Origin of the sequence: Pedobacter sp. UYP30 (genome assembly GCF_040547165.1) — a bacterium.
Lineage (GTDB): Bacteria > Bacteroidota > Bacteroidia > Sphingobacteriales > Sphingobacteriaceae > Pedobacter.
In genome coordinates this window covers 1-17,599 of record NZ_JBEPPD010000033.1, presented here as the reverse complement: position 1 = coordinate 17,599, position 17,599 = coordinate 1, and the positions used below count along the sequence as shown (strand labels likewise).

Here is a 17,599-nt window from a genome sequence, read left to right as displayed (position 1 = left end):
GACCAGCATAAACACACAATTTTAATGAGAAAATTAACCGCATAATTAATCTTTGAAATTTAAAAGAATACTCTTGTTTTATAGGGGTCAAAACAACATTACTACTTGAACACGGAAGTGTGTTGGTGATGAAAGACACCACTCAAACCCATTGGTTTCATAGACTTCCTCCCACTAAATTGATTACGAAACCAAGAGTGAATTTAACTTTTAGAACCATTGCCAATAAATTATAGAAAAATATTTTAGCACCTATAATTGCTACACTTATCCAAATTCTAAATTCTATTTCCAAAATAAGCAATAGAAAATGTCGATATCATACAATTTTATTCAAGCCGTTTTTAATTGATTTAAAAAATATTCCCCAAAATATTTGCGCAATTGATTCGTTGCGTATATATTTGCAATCAATCAATTGCATTAAATATAAAATAAAAATGAGAAGAGACGTATTTCAAGCCATAGCCGACCCCACAAGAAGAGCAATCTTAAGTTTAATCATGTTACAAGCAATGACTCCAAACACCATTGCAGAGAACTTTAAATCCAGCAGACAAGCGGTTTCTAATCACATTAAAATCTTGACAGAATGTGAACTTTTAAATCAAGTACAATCAGGTAGGGAAATTTATTATCATTTTAATCCAGAAAAAATGAAAGAAGTAGCCGATTGGTTAGCTCCATTTAAGAAATTATGGGATGACCGTTTTGATCAACTCGACGATTTATTATTAAAAATGCAATCAAAATCAAAAGACGTGTAGTCTAAATTAATTTTTTAAAAAACTAAACAATGAGTAAAACAATTTTTAAATCCGAAGAAAACAAGCTTACTGTTACGAGAATTTTTGATGCAAATCTAACTTTAGTTTGGAGTGCTTGGACTGTACCAGAACTTTTAGACCAATGGTGGGCACCAAAGCCATGGAAATCAGAAACTAGCTATATGAATTTTGTGGAAAATGGTCATAGAATTTATGCTATGGTTGGTCCAAAGGGAGAAAGACATATAGCTAGAACAGATTATAAAACCATTAATCCACAAGAAACATTTTCAGGTGAAGATTCCTTTTGTGAATCTGATGGAACTATAAATACTTCAATGCCCATTGCAAAATTTAAGGCTGAATTCGTAGCGAATTCAAATTCTACTGTGGTGATTTTGAATTCAGAATACCAATCAAAAGAACATTTGGAACAAACACTTGCAATGGGAATGAAAGAAGGCTTAAGTATGGCTTTTGAAAACCTCGATGAATACATCAAACAACAATTCAAATTAAGAAGCGAGTTAAAATTGAACAACAACCCTAGAGTTACCACTTATCTCAATTTCCCAGGAAATACCGAAGAGGCTTTTAACTTTTATAAATCTGTTTTCAAAACAGAATTTAGCGGAAAAGGAATGCAAAGATTTGGCGATATTCCTGCCGAACAAGGTCATCCTCCAGTTGCTGAAGAAATCAAAAAAATGATTCTCCATGTTGAGCTTCCTACTTTAGGTGGTCATGTTTTAATGGCGACCGATGCTCCAAAGGAAATGGGATTTACGTTAAATCGCGGTAACAATATGCACATCTGTTTGGAGCCTGAATCCCGAGAAGAAACACAAAGATTATTTGATGCTCTTTCAAACGATGGCAACATTACAATGCCGTTGGAAGATATGTTTTTCGGAGCCTATTTTGGAGAATGCTCTGATAAATACGGTATCAATTGGATGTTTAACTTTAAAAATATTTAAACAATGGAAACAATCAACAAAATTTCAAAAATACGTTTATGGGCGTCCTACATTCTACAAGGCATTGTAGTGGTTATGTTTTTAATGGGTTCAGTCATGAACCTATTGCAATCCACGGAAGCTGTAAAAGGTGCAACTGAAATGGGCTACCCTAAAGAAGCGGTTCTATATCTGGGTATAGCATTGCTCATCGGCACACTTTTATATGCAATTCCCAAAACAATTATAATTGGTGCAATTATATTAACTGGATGGCTCGGTGGCGCAATAGCGACACACATTATACATGGGGACCCTATATTTAATATCATCTTTCCAATATTATTTGGGCTCGTTATTTGGGCTAGTATTGTATTGAGAAATGACAAATTGAAAGCAGTATTAACAAATTAAAATTTCACAACCAATGTCAAAAAAAACCATAATTACACCAGAACAAAATAAGCAAGAAGTTTACAATAATAGTAGCTTTTTTAAAAACATATACAATCACCCTGCTATTAAAAAGGAAGATTTCATAAAAATAATTGATTTGCATACAGAAGTTGAGTTTCTGAAGAATGAAGTTGTATTACAAGAAGGAAAAACAAATAATGAATACTATTTAATCGAAAAAGGCTTATTTAGATCGTATGTAATAGATTATGAAGGCAACGAAATAACCACTGAGTTTTATAGTTCAAATGATATTTTAATAGAGGTAGCCTCATTATTTCTTAGAACTGCTTCAAAAGAATCTATTCAGGCTTTAACAGATTGTAAAGTTTGGAAAATAAATTTTGACGATTTTCAAATTTTATATAGCAATATTGATGGGTTTACGGAATGGGGAAGAACTTGGACTTCAAACCAGCTTTTTATTTTAAAACAACGTTCTATTAATATGCATACACAAAGTGCAACTCAAAGATATTTGAATCTTTTACAAGAAAAGCCTCAAATTTTTAATGAAGCTCCTCTTAAATATATAGCGAGTTATTTAAGAATTACCGATACTTCTTTAAGTAGAATAAGAAAAGGGATTCTAGACCAATGATTAAACTTGCCATATGGCAAGATTTTTTTCTTACACTTTTTGCACTTTTGTAAATAAAAATAAAATTGCTATGAGTAATTATAATAATAAGGAAATTATAACTCAAATATTTGCCGAATTATCAAAAGGAAATGACAGCCCATTAATAGAATCAATGGCCGAGGATATGCAATGGAATTGGATGGGCTCAGGACAATGGTCAAAATCATTTGTTGGAAAATCAGAAGTTTTGAATGATTTATGGAAAAATGTGCGAACAACAATCAAACAACCTTATACTGTTATTGTGCACAGAATAATTGCTGATGGCGATAATGTGGTTGTCGAAATGACCGGACAGAACGAAACAAAGACCGATAGAACATACAAAAACAACTATTGTTGGATATGTCGCCTAGAAAACGGAAAACTCTGTGAAATAAACGAATATATGGACACGGAATTAGTCACAAAAGCTTTTAGTAAATAAAAACATTCCTCTTTGTCCTTGCTAGATAAGAAAACAAACAAGCAAAATTTTTATGACAGATAAAATAAAACAAACAATTATAGACTTCGTAAAAGGAGGAGACACTAGTGATGTTGTACTTTTAGACAAAGTTTTGCATAAAGACTTTCGTGTAACCAATAACGGTTTTATGGGAACTTCTGGTATTACAATTATTGATAAAGCCAACTATTTATCTAATATTAAACAAGGTGTTTTTGGAGGACTCCCAAGAGAAATGAATATAATAAGTATTGATATTAGCGAAACAATAGCATCCGTTAAACTTCAATTAGAAAGTGCTGAAAACAGTTTTATTTCCTACAACTCTTTAGTATTAGACAAAGACAACGAATGGAAAATCATTAATAATTTAGCAGTTGTTCAGAGTAAAAAATGAATGTGAATAGCAACTTTTCTTACTATGGTAGAAATATATAAAACGAATGTTACAAACCAAAAAGATGCTAGCGAGATAATCAGGAAACTAAACGAACATTTTCCTTATTATAAAATCAATTTCGACCTCGAAGATTGTGATAAGATTCTTCGTGTGGAAAGCTTAAAGAAGGAATTGGAAATTGAAGGTATCATTAAATTAATTAGGAATATAGGATTCGATATTGAGCTACTACCTGATGAAGTTATTTCGTTTGGATTGGAGGAAAAACAGAGATAAAATATAACTAAAGGTTAACGGTCATTGTAAAACGACACTCTACAAACATTAAACAAATCAAAAAACATGATAGATAAAAATCTAAAAATAAAACTTCGACCTACACAAATTTCGGATTTAGACATTTTATTTAAATTTCAAATGGACAAGGAAAGTGGATATTTAGCCGCGTTTATGCCCAAAGACCCGACAGATAAATTAGCGTATATAGAGAAATACACAAAGTTGTTGAACGACGCAACAGTTAATAATCAAACAATCATTATTGACAATGTTATTGTTGGAAGCATTGCTAAATTTTTAATGGAAGGTGATACAGAAATTACTTATTGGATAGACAGAAAATTTTGGGGACAAGGGATTGCTACAGCAACACTGAAAATATTTCTTGTAATTGAAACTTACAGACCAATTTTTGGAAGGGTTGCATTTGATAATTTCGGTTCACAAAAAGTTCTAGAAAAATGCGGTTTTGTAGAAATTGGAAAAGACAAAGGTTTCGCAAATGCACGACATTCAGAAATTGAAGAATATATTTACAAACTTTCAGATTCATGAAAAAAATCCAAGATCGTTCGGTTTGGCAAAAGTGGTGGTGCAGGGCTCGGCAAACAATAGTGTGGTTCACTAAACATTAATTATCGGCGTCAAAATTTGTGTTGAAAATTTAATACTAAATAGATAAAGCATTAAAAGTCAGAATTTGAGAAAACTTATTGCAACATTGAATATGACACTAGATGGGAACTGTGACCATACGGCAGGTTTTGCTGATAAAGACATTCACCAACATTACACAGAGCTTTTAGGTAATGGAGAACAAATTCTATATGGAAGAACAACCTATCAGTTAATGGAATATTGGCGAACTTTAACAGTAAACCATCAGGCGAAAAAGCAATGGACAAATTTGCCGGCGTAATGGATAGCATTCCGAAAATTATTTTTTCAAACACTAAAAGATGTTGACTGGCCTATGAAAATAGAACTTTTACAGAAAGAAGATGTTGACGAATTGTATGATTTTATTGTAAATACAATTAAAGTTTCATATAGTGAATTCTATCCTGAGGAAGCTATAACACATTTTATACAATATTCAAATAAAAAGGAAATTTTAAAGGATATTGATGATAATTATGTGATTGTATTAAAAGATGATTCTAAAATTATTGGAACAGGAACTTTGAAGCAAACTCACATTAAAAGGGTTTTTGTCCAACCAAATTGTCAAGGAATGGGATTCGGGAAATTGATAATGACTAATTTAGAACAAAAAGCAAAAAGCGATAATTTTAAAATGATAGAACTGCATTCATCTCTTTTTGCAAAATCATTTTATGATGGTTTGGGTTATAAAATGTTTAAAATAGGAAAAGTAAATGTTGAAAATGGAGAAATATTGTACTTCCAAAGAATGGCAAAAAACTTAAGTGAAAATAAACTTGATACAAATTTTGATTTTCATCAAAAACAATTTAAAGTTATTAAAAATGATGGTTACGATGTTGAAGTCAATGAACAAACAATATTTTTATCTCATCAAAAAAACGAACTTATTTATGCTGAATACAAAGGTGGAAGTGTAAAATACGGTGAAATCTTTGGTGTTATTAATAATAATCAAATCGATTTTTATTACAATCAAGAAAATTTAAGAGGGCAAAATAATCAAGGTCAATCGCATGGCGAAATTAAGATTATTAATGGTAATAAATTACAACTCATCAATAAATGGCAATGGAAAAGTAAGGATGGAAATGGTTTATGTCTTTTAGAAGAAACGTAAAAGCACTAAAGCTAACAGAAGTTTGGCGAGGCTGGCGTTTTAGCGGAATTAGTGTTTTTTATCATATCTTGCTTTCAGTAGAAAATACTCTTCTATAAAGTCCCCAACGAAGCTAAAAGCCAACACGTTAGCGGTCATTGTAAATCCACAACGATGACAAACATTGAACAGAAAATAAAGAAAGAAAAAATGAAATCAGTATTAGACAAATCTACACGAGATGAATTAATTGCGAGAATTAAAACTCTTAATGAAAGTAGTAATGCTCTTTGGGGAAAAATGAACATTGACCAAATGCTGAAACACTGCGTTCTTTGGGAAGAAATGATAGCAGGTAAGAAAAAGTTTAAACGCAAATTTCTTGGTTATTTATTTGGTAGAATAGCTTTAAAAGGTATGATTGGAAATGAAAATGATTTAAAGCATGGCATTCCCACACTTCCTGAACTTAAAGTTAAAGAAACTAGTACTGATGTAGAATCGGAAAAACTAAAATGGATTACCTTGATTAACGAAAATGCAAATTTCCCAAACCCTGACTTTATTCATCCCTTTTGCGGAAAAATGACGATAGAACAAATTGGATATTTGGCTTACAAACATACAGACCATCACTTAAGGCAATTCAACAGTTAGTTATAATTTTAAAATATTAAAAAATGCACAATAAAATTCCATTAGAAAAGTATTTTGAAAATATCAAAATAAAGACAGGCAAAACACCAACTGATTTCAGAAAAATAGCAATCACTAAAGGTTTTTTTGAAAATGGAAAATTGAAACCAAAGGTAAAGCCAGGCGAAGTAATTGCTTGGCTCAAAAAAGATTTTGATTTAGGACACGGACATTCGTTAGCCATTTTTCATACTTTTAAAGAACTAACAGATTGAAAAAACAACGAAACGCTAACATCGGTTCTAGTCCATGTCGGGATTAGTGCTACACTCAAGTTGGTTTTTCAATTGAACATTAATACAAAGCTAAAGTTTTGTTCTTCGATTTCCGCCACATCACCAAACCGAAAAACGTTGGCGTTAAACTTAACCAAACATTACAATTATGACAGAAGCTTGGATAAATCACCCTACAATTTTAACAGGAGAAACTGTTGAATTACGACCATTGGAAAAAGGACATTTTGAAGAATTATATTTAGCTGCATCAGACAAAAAACTTTGGGAACTTATACCAGTCGACTGTTCAAACAGAGATCCTTTTGAAACTGCTTATAATTTTGCATTGAAAGAACGAGAGAAAGGGAACCAATATCCTTTTGTAATTTTCCGCAAAGAGACAAAGAAGATTATTGGCTCAACAAGATTTTTTGAAATTTATCCACTTGACAAAAAATTAGAAATTGGTTGGACTTGGATAATTACACAATATTGGGGGACAGAAATAAATTTTGAATGCAAGCTATTGTTATTGAGTTTCTGTTTTGACTCATTAAAAACAAGACGAGTTCAAATAAAAACAGACTCAACAAATTTGCGTTCAAGAAAAGCAATTGAAAAAATTGGCGGACAGTTTGAGGGAGTTCTGCGAAAAGACAAAATAAAAGAAAACGGTGTTTCAAGAAGTGCTGCATATTACAGTATTTTAGACGACGAATGGGAAGACTCAAAACAAAAAATTATTTTGCAATTGACCGACATAAAGAAAGCTTACCGCTAACCTCGCATTGGCCATACGGCAGGTTTAGTATTTAATTCAAGTTCAGTTCTTTGATTAAACTTTAGTGCAAAGTTGAAGTTTTGTGCTTTGATTTCCGCCACATCGCCAAGCCGAGAAACCTCAGGCTGTAAAAAACTATGTTCAGGAGAGGAGTTATTCGGATACCCGCTGGATAGTAATTGCATACAGACGATTTTCAGAGAGCCGTATTAAGTTTTTTCACAGACTAACGTTAGCGGTAATTGTAAAACGACACCATTAGAATATTATAAAAGTGAATAAATGACAAATATAATTGACAAAGATACAGCAACACATTATTTGTGGGGTGACAACTGTGATAGTTGGGTTTTGGTTGACACAGTTGGCCTTTCAGTTAAACAAGAAAGTATGCCAAGTGGAACGAGAGAGAAACTACATTTTCATACAAACTCCCAACAATTTTTTTTTGTACTCAAAGGGACAGCAACCTTTTATTTAGAGAATAGCAAAATAATTGTAAAGGAAAATAAAGGTATATTAGTTCGACCTGAAACTAAACATTATATAGCAAATGAGACTATCGAACATGTTGACTTTCTTGTTATATCACAGCCGACAACTAATAATGACAGAACCACAATTGAATAAAAAATTTATAACTCAAAAAATAAAACGATAGTGAGTAGAAATAACGAACCGCAATTATTGGTTTCGCAAAAGTCTCATTTCAGTAATGCACAGACCGTTTTGTGGTGTATAAAATATTGGTTGTCCGCATCAACATTCGTGGTAAGAATTAAATAACAAGTAGATAAAGTACTAAACGAAAAATAATGAGAAAAATAATTGGAGCCATAAATATGACACTTGATGGCAATTGCGACCATAAGGCAGGTATTGCAGATGAAGAAATACATCAACATTACGCAGACTTATTAAGTAACGCAGCCGCTGTTCTATATGGGAGGATAACCTATCAGCTTATGGAATATTGGCGGACTTTAGCAGAAAATCCATCGGGAGAAAAAGCAATGGACGAATTTGCTGTCGTAATGGACAATATCCCAAAAATTGTTTTTTCTCATACGCTTAAAAATTTGGATTGGCACAGTGCCGATTTGTCAAGTAAATCACTTGAAAAAGAAGTTTTAGAACTCAAGCATCAATCAGGAAAAGATATTTTGGTCGGTAGTCGAAGTTTAATTATACAACTATTGAAACTTAATTTAATCGATGAATTTCAACTTTGTATACAACCTGTTTTAGCGGGAAAAGGTTTACATTTATTTGAGAATATTGCCAACAGGACTCTTCTTAAACTCATAACTACTAAAACATTTATTGGTGGAGCGGTAATTCTTAATTATGAACCTATGAAGAAATAACAACGAATCTCAAACAGTGATAATTGTAAACTTTACAGCAACAGATGAACATTGAAACCCATAATGGTAACAACATAAAAATTGCCGAAATTATATCGGAGGAAATAATTTTGAGAACAACGGAAGATGGATTGCAATTACTCGGAGATTTATATTATCAAGGTTTTGATAGAATCATTATTCACGAGAAAAATATTACACCTGATTTTTTTGACTTAAAAAATGGAATTGCAGGGGATATTCTTCAAAAATTCGCTCAATATCGAATGCAATTAACCATTGTTGGTGATTTTTCAAAATATACAAGCAAAAGTTTAAAAGATTTCATTTATGAAAGTAACAAAGGGAATCAGATTAATTTTTTAAGTTCAACCAAAGAGATCTTTTAAGTTTAATAAATTAACTGTAGCATTTAGTTAGCAGTCATTGTAAAACTGTACAAGAAAACGAACAACGTGAAAGAAAAAAAAACCACAAGGAGAAGAACACCCGATTTTGAAATCATTAAAAGAAATTACCAAAAAGGATTGACAAACGAACGACTACTATGACCTATTATCACAATGAAATAAATCGAAAAATAACCTAACTACAACTAACCACAAATTTGTTCAAAAATGGTTGACAGTGGTTTTTAATTAATGCAATATTCGGCAAAATTAAAAGTAAAGTTAAAGCAGTAGTATTATCATGAATAGAAGGAATTAATTAATTTAAAAACTTATGAAAAATATAGTTATTGCAGGTGGAACATCAGGAATGGGACTTGCTACTGCAAAACTCTTAGTACAAAAGGGTTATCGAGTAACAATTTTAGGCAGGAATCTTGCAAAGATAAACAAAGCATTAATTGAAATTGGTGAAAATGCATCAGGTAAAAGTGTTGACGCAACCAATACTGATTCACTTAAGCAGGCAATGGGAGAAATAGAGCAGATTGACCATCTTGTAATTGCACTTAGCGGTGGAAAAGGAATTGGCGATTTTAAAGATTTAGACCTAAATGATTTAAAAAAAGGGTTTGAAGGAAAATTTTTTGCCCAGCTACAAACCGCTCAATCCGTATTACCTTATATTAAACCAAATGGTAGTATAACTTTTATTACTTCAATTAGTTCTCAAAGTAAAGCTATTGGAACAGCAGGTTTGGGAGCCATAAATGGAGCAATAGAAATTATGATACCCACTATTGCTAAAGAATTGAAACCAATAAGAGTAAATGCAGTAGCCCCTGGCGTTGTAAACACAACTTGGTGGGACTTCTTGTCGTACGAAAAAAAAGAAGAGAGGTTTATGCAGTATTCAGACAAAATTCCACTTGGCAGGATTGGAGAACCTGAAGATATTGCAAAAATGATATTTGCATTCATTGAAAATGACTATATAACGGGACAGATTATTGCAGTAGACGGCGGACTAAGTTTAATTTAGTGATCACTAAAATAGATTTGGAGCGTTTGCTGAGGACATTAACAGTCACCCGCTAGCCACAAATTTATAGAAAAATGGCAGACAGTGGTTTATGTTAATTTGTCTGTTATTTACTTAATTTAATATGGTGAAACAATGGTTATACAAGCAATACCATTTCTGCACAAATTAGCAAATCGTTAGCGGTCATTATAGAAAGACACTACAAACTGTAAGCAAATAAAAGATTTTCAACAAGAAAATAAATTTAATCGAACATAATGCATAAACAAATATTATTTATTCAAGGTGGAGGTGATGGTGGTTACCAAGCAGACGAAGCATTAGTAATTTCTTTAAGAACTACTTTAGGGGAAGATTATCAAGTAAATTATCCTGTAATTAAGTCAGACGAGAATGCACCTGATTTTGGTTGGTTAAAACAAATTGGCGAAAACGTTACAAAAATATATGGCGACTTTATTTTGGTTGGACATTCTTTGGGAGCATCTATGATTTTGAAATATCTTTCCGAAAATGATACAACTGAAAACATTAAGGGAATTTTTCTAATCGCCACGCCATTTTGGAGTGGAAATGAAGAGTGGAAAAAGGGTTTAAAACTCAAAAACAACTTTGCTGATAAATTCCCAGTTAAAACACCTACTTTCTTTTATCACTGTAAAGACGATGAAGAAATACCTATATCACACTTTTACCAGTACAAACAAAAGTTATCTCAAGCTAATTTCCGTGAGGTTAAAAGTGGCGGTCATCAATTTAACAACGACTTGACTCAAATAGCTAATGACATAAAATCATTAAAAGAACAATGACCAACTAACTGAATATGACCTATTACCACAACGAAATAAATCGAATAAGAGCAGAATGCTATGCTAACAAAGGACAGTTAGATACCGTAATTGGGACACGGCACTACATAACGAATAATTTTGATAAAGAATTAAATTTAAACTTGCTTTCACATATTAGATTCACTTCAAAATTTCACTTGCTTCGACTTTTTAAACGATACTATGGACAAACACCCCAACAGTATCTTACAGACAAACGGATTGAAAACGGAAAGAAACTTTTAACATTAGGGGCAACTGTAACCGAAACTTGCTTCGACATAGGATTTGACAGCCCCAGCTCCTTTAGCACATTATTTAAATCTCGTGTTGGACTTACACCGACTGAATTTCAAAAAAAAGCAACTTTCACAAAGTCCAAAGAAATTTAATTTTGAAACTTTGTAGTCCAATTAAAAACCCTAAAAAAAATGAAAGTAAAAGTAATTAGCATTCCAGTCCAAGACCAAGAAAAAGCGTTACAGTTCTACACCGAGAAATTGAACTTTGTAAAAAAAATTGACGTTCCAATTAGCGAGCACAGCAGATGGTTAACAGTTGTGAGTAAAGACGAACAAGACGGTCCAGAAATTTTGTTAGAACCATCACCTAAACATTTTGAGCCAGCAAAAGTTTATCAGAAAGCACTTTTTGATGCAGGCATTCCCTACACACAATTTAATTCAGACGATGTTCAACAAGATTATGACCGACTTGTAGGTCTCAATGTTGAATTCAGCGTTAAACCAACTGAAATGGGAACTGTAAAAATTGCTGTCTTTAACGACACTTGCGGTAACAACATTCAGATTGTGGAAATGCTTTGACACGAAAATCTTTAAACAATTTTGTAAAAAAGAAACGAAAATTAAAGTAAATGGAAAATACAACACAAAACATTGTACAAACTTTTTTCAAACATCTTTCCGAAAGAATTTAGAAGAACTAACGCATATTTTTTCTGAAACAATAGATTGGTATATACCTGGAGACAAAACAAAAGCGCCTTGGTTAGGTACTAGAAGTAACCGAAACGAAATAAGGGAATTTTATGAACTTTTATGGGAAAATACAGAACCTATTTCGGCTACTATTGATAAAATTCTTATTGAAAATGACACAGCTATAATTTCAGGAGAATTCTCTTCCAAAATGACTCAGACTAATAAAGTGGTTGATTCTCTATTTTTTATCCAGCTAACAGTAAAAGATAATTAATAGTTAGGTATAGATTATTGGAAGATACTTTAGCAGTTGCAAATTCATTAATATAATAAATAACATTGAATAAATGAAAATGTAATGCGTTACCTTAAACGAAACTGTTCTACAACAATTTAACTTTTAACCAATGATATCTGAGATACAATCTGATGTTGAAAAAATTGAAGCTGATACTTCTATTTATGAGTATGCCGATTTTAACGCTAGAACAAATGCAATAGATTTTATTGATTTTCATATTATTGACAGAATTGACGGATTGATTCAAAAAGCTGGACAGAATGACGAGCTTACCAAATTAAAGATTTATGCTAACGGATTAAAAGCTAAGCTTGAAAATATTAACACTGAGATGTTTCTAGATTTGGAGAAGCAAATCAACATATCAAAAAATAAAGGATTCGTTTTCAGGGGTATTATTGCCAACTTTTTAAATAACTTTCAACATAATGAAGAAGAACATGATGCTATTGGATATGACAATCTAGACATTTTAATAAATGGGCTATTATCGACTAATACAATTGACAAACCAATCAAGAAATTAGAGCCCGAAATGGTGTTTTACCAAAAAACGCCTGCGAGAGTTGTTGTTGAATTGAGTAAAAAAATTGATGAAAATGATATTTTTTTTGATATTGGTTCTGGAATTGGTCAGGTGGTAATTCTTGTAAATTTAATCAGCTCTGCAAGAGTCATAGGTATTGAGTTCGAGCCGTCATTTTGTAATTATGCAAAAGTACAGGTTTCAAAGCTAAATTTAGATAATATAGAAATCATTAATGATGATGCGAGAATGGCAGATTATTCAAGTGGAACAGTTTTTTTTCTATATACTCCTTTTGTTGGTAAAATTATGCAAGACCTATTAGCATTACTCAAAAAAATATCGCTTCAAAAAGTAATAAGAATATTTACCTATGGACCTTGTTCATTGACAATTTCACAACAGAACTGGCTAAAATGTATTAATGGGAATGCAGACAATATCAATAAACTTTATGAATTTAAAAGTTTTTCCACAAAGGATTTTCATATACAGGGTCTTCAACTTGGTCAAAAATGAGTTGAAAAACGAGATAAGAACCGACAAACGGAAAACATTTATTTTAGAAGCTGAAGTCTTTACCCGCGGTACTAAAAACGAACCGCTAACAATGTATTGTTAGCGGTCATTATAAAACAACACCCAACCAATTAGAAAGTTCCTCCCTACCTTTTGCCATTACCAACATTTCTCTAGAAAACTGAACTCTTTTAAACCATTTCTTCTGTAGCATTTTTTCTAACAAAACTGCACCAAGTTGACCGGCTAAATGCGGACGGCGTTCACTCCAATCAAGACATTGACGAGTTAGTGGACGGCGAGTATTAATAAAATCATCTTCTCTAATTTCAAATTCGCCAAACCATTGCCAACCTTTTTCTGTAACGGTGTATGCTGTTTTAGATTTTACTACTATTTGTTTCTGTTCCAATGCTTCAGTAACTTTAACACCAACAAAACCAGCCAGATGGTCGTAGCAAGTTCGGCAAAATGAAACTCCACTTGTTGTAGTAGCATTTTTTTTATTGTTGATTGCTGTTTTTTCACCTGCAAGATTTGCTAACGACTCTATTACATAAGCAACTTCGGGTTTCGAAAATGAATAATATCTATGCCTGCCTTGTATCTCAACTTTTAAAATATCAGCATCAAGTAATTTTGATAAATGATTACTTGCTGATGTCGCAGATATATCTGCGGAAGTTGCTAATTCACCGGATGTATATGCTCTTCCGTCAAGTAAACTCCAAAGCATTTTAGCTCTTGTTGGCTGACAAATTAATCCTAAAATTGATACAAAAATTTCTTCTACTTCCATAATTCATTCTTGAATGAAGTGTAAATGTAATTATTGGTTTTAATTTACACAATAAATAACACACGATAAAAAATGAAAGACTTAGAAATTATTTTAGAGAACAAAGTTGGAACGTTAGCATTAATGGGAGAAACATTAGGCAAAAACAGAATTGGCCTTGAAGGTGGTGGCGTATTTCAAAATGGCAACACTTCAATTGCTCATTTTTTAGTTGAAGAATCAGAAAGAGCGAAAGTAGTTTTAGCGGAAGTTGGAATAACAGTAACAAAAATAAATGATGTAATTATTCAAAAACTTCGTCAAGATGTTTCGGGACAATTGGGAATGTTCTGCAGAAAACTTGCAGATGAAAGCGTAAATATCCTGGCACAATATAGCGACCATTCAAATCAACTCATCGTTGTAGTTGACAATTATGAAAAGGGAAAGCAAGTATCAGAAGAATGGATGAAAAAATGGTGGTAAGTAAAATCAAAAATTAAAACAGTATGAAAGGGCAACATAATTATAATTTAACAGTAAAATGGACAGGTAACAAAGGAACGGGAACTTCTGGTTACAGAGATTTTGAAAGAAGTCATTTAATTATTGTTGACAATAAGACCGAAATTTTGGGTTCTTCAGACCCGGCATTTCTTGGCGACAAAACAAAACACAATCCAGAAGAGTTATTAGTTGCTTCAATCTCATCATGTCACATGCTTTGGTATTTGCACTTGTGTTCAGAAGCAGGGGTAATCATAACTGATTATATAGATAATGCAACAGGAATAATGTTTGAAACTTCAAATGGTGGCGGTCACTTTACCGAAGTTACGCTAAACCCCATTGTCACCGTGATGGAAATTGCAATGATAGAACATGCAATTGAATTACATGAGAAAATAAACGAACTATGTTTTATTGCCAATTCTGTCAATTTTCCAGTTCGGCATAATATCATAATTAACGTATAAAGTAAACACAACAAGAATAGCATAATCTGCGTTCAATATCCTCTATATTTTAGTAAACCTGGTCTCCTATAATAGCGGTGTTATGCAGATTCCTCATTGATCAATATTAGATGGTTCATTAATTAAAAATGTTATTTTTTATTCCAAGTCATCTATTTCTGATGTCTGTTTCAATAGGTGGGTGGTTAAAGTAATACTGGGTTTAGTTAATCTCAGTTTCTTTGGAGAAATACCATGTTTCTTTTTGAAGGAATGAATAAAAGCCGCAGGCTCGGAATATCCGAGTAAGTAAGATAGATTAGTAACAGAAAATTGGTCATGTCTAATTAGCAAATCGGTAATTTCACTCCTCAATGCTTCCATTATTTGGCTAAAAGTGTTTCCTTCTGGCACAAGCCTCCTCTGCAAGGTACGTGGAGTCAAGTTTAATGCATTTGCTATCATCCGAATATCTGGTAGGGTCGGCGTTGCCATATGTAAAGCAATAGATTTAATTTTTTTAGCCAATGAATTATCCTGCTCCATTGATTTAATTAGCATTAGATATTCTGGCACCAAAATATCCAGTCCCCAGCCGTGGTGGTTTAGATGTGCCGCTTTCAATACTGCTGGCTGGAAGTTAACAGCAAACACATCCCCTTTCTTCCATTCTACTGGATATCCAGGTGAATAATAGGGCGATATTATTTGTATGCACACATCTTCTCCGCTAAGAATTTGGATTTCTCTGGCTACTACCGATAATGTCGTCTCAAGAATTACACGATTTAGAGCTTTTTGTTTGATATTGGCAGTTAAGGTGATGGATGCTTCGTTAACTGACTGGAGGTTAATAACGTTGATCAATGGAAACGTACGGTTTAAGTAATCCTGACAATAGAAAAGCGCTTCCTCTACCGTGGTGCTTTTTAGCGATATTCTATAGATAGCACCTAGTGTATTTAGGTTTAGATGATTTCCAACACGTAGACCAAGCATATCATCTTTTAATAACTCATTTATTTTTGCTATAACTTCAACAAAGGCATCAGATGTCATCAATGCATAGGGCATGGTAAAGTCAGGTAAAGGTTGTTTAATTGCCCCTATTATTTGGTTATTCGATATTCCGCGTAAACTAGCATAGTCAAGGAATGCCTTCAAATGTATTGCTAGTATATTCACTTTGTCGTCCATTATCAATTTATTTAAATTCAGTAAAGGTAGTTTTGTAGCATAACAAATCAAAGAAAATGAAATCTTACCACATCAATTTATTTAAAAACGTATCCGGGATTGTTACTCGCGAAGAAACAATCCTTCAACCAGGGGACAATGAAGTACTCATTCGTATTAAGGCTGTATCCATTAATCGTAGGGATATTTTTATCTTGAACCAAACCTATCCGCTATCTGCTAAGCAAGATGTAATTCCGTTAAGCGACGGTGCGGGAGAAATTGTAGCAACGGGAAAAAATGTGACTCGCTTTGCTAAGGGAGACAAGGTTATCGCAAATTATTTTCCTAAATGGCGTGATGGTAAAATGGGCTATGATGTAGTAGACCAACTGGGTTGTACAATGGACGGAATGCTAACGGAATATGCAGTAGTGCATGAAGATGCATTGGTAAAATTCCCCTATTTTCTTTCTTGGGAAGAAGCCTCAACTTTACCTTGCGCTGGTTTGGTGGCCTGGTCATCTTTAATGGGAAGTAACCCTATTACACCAGGAAATACGGTGCTTACCATTGGAAGTGGTGGTGTTGCATTATTTGTCATTCAGTTTGCGACCCTAATGGGTGCAAAAGTGATCGCCCTTACATCTGATGATGATAAAATTGAAAAGCTGAAGTCCTTAGGTGCCACTCACGTACTCAACTATCGTAAAGATTCGGACTGGGACAAAACTATTCTTGAACTTACTAACGGATACGGTATTGACAGGGTGGTTGAAACAGGAGGAACAGATACAATAGAAAAATCGATAGATGCTAGTACGATGGGCGGTGAAATCATTTTATTAAGTCCATTTGGAACCATTAACGACAATCAACCTAAAGAATTGAAATACGTCCTAAGCAATTTATTTGTTCGATTGGTTACGCTACGCCCAGTTTTTGTAGGCAGTCGTTTGAGTATGGAAGACATGTGCCGGGCGATAGATATCAATCAGTTGCATCCAGTAATAGATAAAGTGTTTGAATTTGATAAAGCACAAGAGGCTTACCATTATTTTATAGAGGGTCGCCAAATGGGGAAAGTAATCATCAAAGGATCAACAAATAATTAAATAGAGAGTATGCTCATTAAAATAACAGCTTCTGCAAAATGGACAAATGCAGCAACTGGAGAAATTAATAATTTAAATAAGTAAACAGTAATAACTAAAAAAAAACAAAATGATAAAAAATAAAACATTAGAAGTAATTGATTCTTGAATTCAAGTAATAAATGCAACAGGGTTTAAAAGTAGCCGGTACGGCTTTTTTGCCCTAGGGCAAAAAAGCCGTACCGGCTGGGGCGAAAAA

The 17,599-nt window shown here is 33.0% G+C and carries 29 protein-coding genes; 26 read left to right on the top strand and 3 right to left on the bottom strand.

Annotated elements, in window-relative coordinates:
• Positions 1-80 precede the first annotated feature (80 nt).
• The 14 genes from ABIB40_RS19945 to ABIB40_RS19880 all read left to right on the top strand — a co-directional run bounded on the left by ABIB40_RS19945 (position 81) and on the right by ABIB40_RS19880 (position 7,412).
• The gene (locus tag ABIB40_RS19945) at positions 81-236 is read left to right on the top strand and encodes an alpha-ketoglutarate-dependent dioxygenase AlkB (RefSeq protein WP_354361573.1); all 156 of its coding nucleotides are present in this window, start codon (positions 81-83) and stop codon (positions 234-236) included.
• A gap of 204 nt (positions 237-440) precedes the next feature.
• Positions 441-767 carry an ArsR/SmtB family transcription factor gene (locus ABIB40_RS19940; protein ID WP_354361571.1) on the top strand — a complete coding sequence of 109 codons (327 nt, stop codon included), beginning with the start codon at positions 441-443 and terminating at the stop codon, positions 765-767.
• A 29-nt stretch (positions 768-796) separates the two neighbouring features.
• Positions 797-1,747, top strand: coding sequence for an SRPBCC domain-containing protein (locus ABIB40_RS19935; protein ID WP_354361569.1), 951 nt, complete (start codon positions 797-799; stop codon positions 1,745-1,747).
• A 3-nt stretch (positions 1,748-1,750) separates the two neighbouring features.
• Positions 1,751-2,140 carry a DoxX family protein gene (locus ABIB40_RS19930; RefSeq protein WP_354361567.1) on the top strand — a complete coding sequence of 130 codons (390 nt, stop codon included), beginning with the start codon at positions 1,751-1,753 and terminating at the stop codon, positions 2,138-2,140.
• 13 nt (positions 2,141-2,153) lie between these two features.
• A complete protein-coding gene (locus ABIB40_RS19925) occupies positions 2,154-2,783 on the top strand; it encodes a Crp/Fnr family transcriptional regulator (protein ID WP_354361565.1) in 630 nt (209 codons plus the stop codon).
• A 70-nt stretch (positions 2,784-2,853) separates the two neighbouring features.
• Complete coding sequence (locus ABIB40_RS19920) at positions 2,854-3,252, top strand: nuclear transport factor 2 family protein (protein ID WP_354361563.1); 399 nt, start codon at positions 2,854-2,856, stop codon at positions 3,250-3,252.
• Between the two features lie 52 nt (positions 3,253-3,304).
• Positions 3,305-3,670: a nuclear transport factor 2 family protein gene (locus ABIB40_RS19915; RefSeq protein ID WP_354361561.1), complete on the top strand. Its 366-nt coding sequence runs from the start codon at positions 3,305-3,307 to the stop codon at positions 3,668-3,670.
• A 24-nt stretch (positions 3,671-3,694) separates the two neighbouring features.
• Positions 3,695-3,949 (top strand): hypothetical protein, encoded by a 255-nt coding sequence (locus ABIB40_RS19910; protein ID WP_354361559.1) that lies wholly within the window; start codon positions 3,695-3,697, stop codon positions 3,947-3,949.
• Between the two features lie 66 nt (positions 3,950-4,015).
• Complete coding sequence (locus ABIB40_RS19905) at positions 4,016-4,507, top strand: GNAT family N-acetyltransferase (protein WP_354361557.1); 492 nt, start codon at positions 4,016-4,018, stop codon at positions 4,505-4,507.
• A gap of 145 nt (positions 4,508-4,652) precedes the next feature.
• Positions 4,653-4,871, top strand: a complete 219-nt coding sequence (locus ABIB40_RS19900) for a dihydrofolate reductase family protein (protein ID WP_354361555.1) — start codon at positions 4,653-4,655, stop codon at positions 4,869-4,871.
• A 54-nt stretch (positions 4,872-4,925) separates the two neighbouring features.
• Positions 4,926-5,738 carry a GNAT family N-acetyltransferase gene (locus tag ABIB40_RS19895; RefSeq protein ID WP_354361553.1) on the top strand — a complete coding sequence of 271 codons (813 nt, stop codon included), beginning with the start codon at positions 4,926-4,928 and terminating at the stop codon, positions 5,736-5,738.
• 153 nt (positions 5,739-5,891) lie between these two features.
• Positions 5,892-6,374 carry a DUF1569 domain-containing protein gene (locus tag ABIB40_RS19890; protein WP_354361551.1) on the top strand — a complete coding sequence of 161 codons (483 nt, stop codon included), beginning with the start codon at positions 5,892-5,894 and terminating at the stop codon, positions 6,372-6,374.
• Between the two features lie 23 nt (positions 6,375-6,397).
• Positions 6,398-6,628, top strand: a complete 231-nt coding sequence (locus ABIB40_RS19885) for a DUF4287 domain-containing protein (RefSeq protein ID WP_354361550.1) — start codon at positions 6,398-6,400, stop codon at positions 6,626-6,628.
• Between the two features lie 169 nt (positions 6,629-6,797).
• Positions 6,798-7,412: a GNAT family N-acetyltransferase gene (locus ABIB40_RS19880; RefSeq protein WP_354361548.1), complete on the top strand. Its 615-nt coding sequence runs from the start codon at positions 6,798-6,800 to the stop codon at positions 7,410-7,412.
• Here ABIB40_RS19880 and ABIB40_RS19875 read toward each other — a convergent pair.
• Positions 7,409-7,597: a hypothetical protein gene (locus ABIB40_RS19875; protein WP_354361546.1), complete on the bottom strand. Its 189-nt coding sequence runs from the start codon at positions 7,595-7,597 to the stop codon at positions 7,409-7,411. The two genes, ABIB40_RS19880 and ABIB40_RS19875, sit on opposite strands and share 4 nt — an antisense overlap.
• A gap of 97 nt (positions 7,598-7,694) precedes the next feature.
• Here ABIB40_RS19875 and ABIB40_RS19870 point away from each other — a divergent pair, with 97 nt between their 5' ends.
• From ABIB40_RS19870 to ABIB40_RS19830, 9 genes are all read left to right on the top strand, one after another.
• Positions 7,695-8,042: a cupin domain-containing protein gene (locus tag ABIB40_RS19870; protein WP_354361544.1), complete on the top strand. Its 348-nt coding sequence runs from the start codon at positions 7,695-7,697 to the stop codon at positions 8,040-8,042.
• Between the two features lie 185 nt (positions 8,043-8,227).
• Positions 8,228-8,779: a dihydrofolate reductase family protein gene (locus tag ABIB40_RS19865; protein WP_354361542.1), complete on the top strand. Its 552-nt coding sequence runs from the start codon at positions 8,228-8,230 to the stop codon at positions 8,777-8,779.
• A gap of 44 nt (positions 8,780-8,823) precedes the next feature.
• On the top strand, positions 8,824-9,168 hold the full coding sequence (locus ABIB40_RS19860) for a DUF4180 domain-containing protein (RefSeq protein WP_354361540.1): 345 nt from the start codon (positions 8,824-8,826) through the stop codon (positions 9,166-9,168).
• Positions 9,169-9,502: 334 nt separating this feature from the next.
• Complete coding sequence (locus ABIB40_RS19855; RefSeq protein WP_354361538.1) at positions 9,503-10,210, top strand: SDR family oxidoreductase; 708 nt, start codon at positions 9,503-9,505, stop codon at positions 10,208-10,210.
• 260 nt (positions 10,211-10,470) lie between these two features.
• The gene (locus ABIB40_RS19850) at positions 10,471-11,025 is read left to right on the top strand and encodes an alpha/beta fold hydrolase (protein WP_354361536.1); all 555 of its coding nucleotides are present in this window, start codon (positions 10,471-10,473) and stop codon (positions 11,023-11,025) included.
• 14 nt (positions 11,026-11,039) lie between these two features.
• The gene (locus ABIB40_RS19845; RefSeq protein WP_354361534.1) at positions 11,040-11,438 is read left to right on the top strand and encodes a helix-turn-helix domain-containing protein; all 399 of its coding nucleotides are present in this window, start codon (positions 11,040-11,042) and stop codon (positions 11,436-11,438) included.
• Positions 11,439-11,477: 39 nt separating this feature from the next.
• The gene (locus ABIB40_RS19840; protein ID WP_354361532.1) at positions 11,478-11,873 is read left to right on the top strand and encodes a VOC family protein; all 396 of its coding nucleotides are present in this window, start codon (positions 11,478-11,480) and stop codon (positions 11,871-11,873) included.
• Positions 11,857-12,264, top strand: coding sequence for a nuclear transport factor 2 family protein (locus tag ABIB40_RS19835; RefSeq protein ID WP_354361530.1), 408 nt, complete (start codon positions 11,857-11,859; stop codon positions 12,262-12,264). The genes ABIB40_RS19840 and ABIB40_RS19835 overlap by 17 nt, the downstream gene beginning before the upstream one ends.
• 133 nt (positions 12,265-12,397) lie before the next feature.
• Positions 12,398-13,336 (top strand): class I SAM-dependent methyltransferase, encoded by a 939-nt coding sequence (locus ABIB40_RS19830; protein WP_354361528.1) that lies wholly within the window; start codon positions 12,398-12,400, stop codon positions 13,334-13,336.
• A gap of 109 nt (positions 13,337-13,445) precedes the next feature.
• Here the strand turns inward: ABIB40_RS19830 and ABIB40_RS19825 are convergent, their stop codons facing one another.
• Positions 13,446-14,135 carry an ArsR/SmtB family transcription factor gene (locus tag ABIB40_RS19825; RefSeq protein WP_354361526.1) on the bottom strand — a complete coding sequence of 230 codons (690 nt, stop codon included), beginning with the start codon at positions 14,133-14,135 and terminating at the stop codon, positions 13,446-13,448.
• Positions 14,136-14,207: 72 nt separating this feature from the next.
• Between ABIB40_RS19825 and ABIB40_RS19820 the strand changes: the two genes are divergently transcribed.
• Complete coding sequence (locus tag ABIB40_RS19820; protein ID WP_354361524.1) at positions 14,208-14,600, top strand: ACT domain-containing protein; 393 nt, start codon at positions 14,208-14,210, stop codon at positions 14,598-14,600.
• 23 nt (positions 14,601-14,623) lie between these two features.
• The gene (locus ABIB40_RS19815; protein ID WP_354361522.1) at positions 14,624-15,091 is read left to right on the top strand and encodes an OsmC family protein; all 468 of its coding nucleotides are present in this window, start codon (positions 14,624-14,626) and stop codon (positions 15,089-15,091) included.
• Positions 15,092-15,229: 138 nt separating this feature from the next.
• Here the strand turns inward: ABIB40_RS19815 and ABIB40_RS19810 are convergent, their stop codons facing one another.
• Positions 15,230-16,267, bottom strand: a complete 1,038-nt coding sequence (locus ABIB40_RS19810) for an AraC family transcriptional regulator (protein ID WP_354361520.1) — start codon at positions 16,265-16,267, stop codon at positions 15,230-15,232.
• Positions 16,268-16,323: 56 nt separating this feature from the next.
• On the opposite strand from ABIB40_RS19810, the gene ABIB40_RS19805 reads away from it, so the two are divergent.
• Complete coding sequence (locus ABIB40_RS19805; protein ID WP_354361518.1) at positions 16,324-17,361, top strand: zinc-dependent alcohol dehydrogenase family protein; 1,038 nt, start codon at positions 16,324-16,326, stop codon at positions 17,359-17,361.
• Positions 17,362-17,599 lie beyond the last annotated feature (238 nt).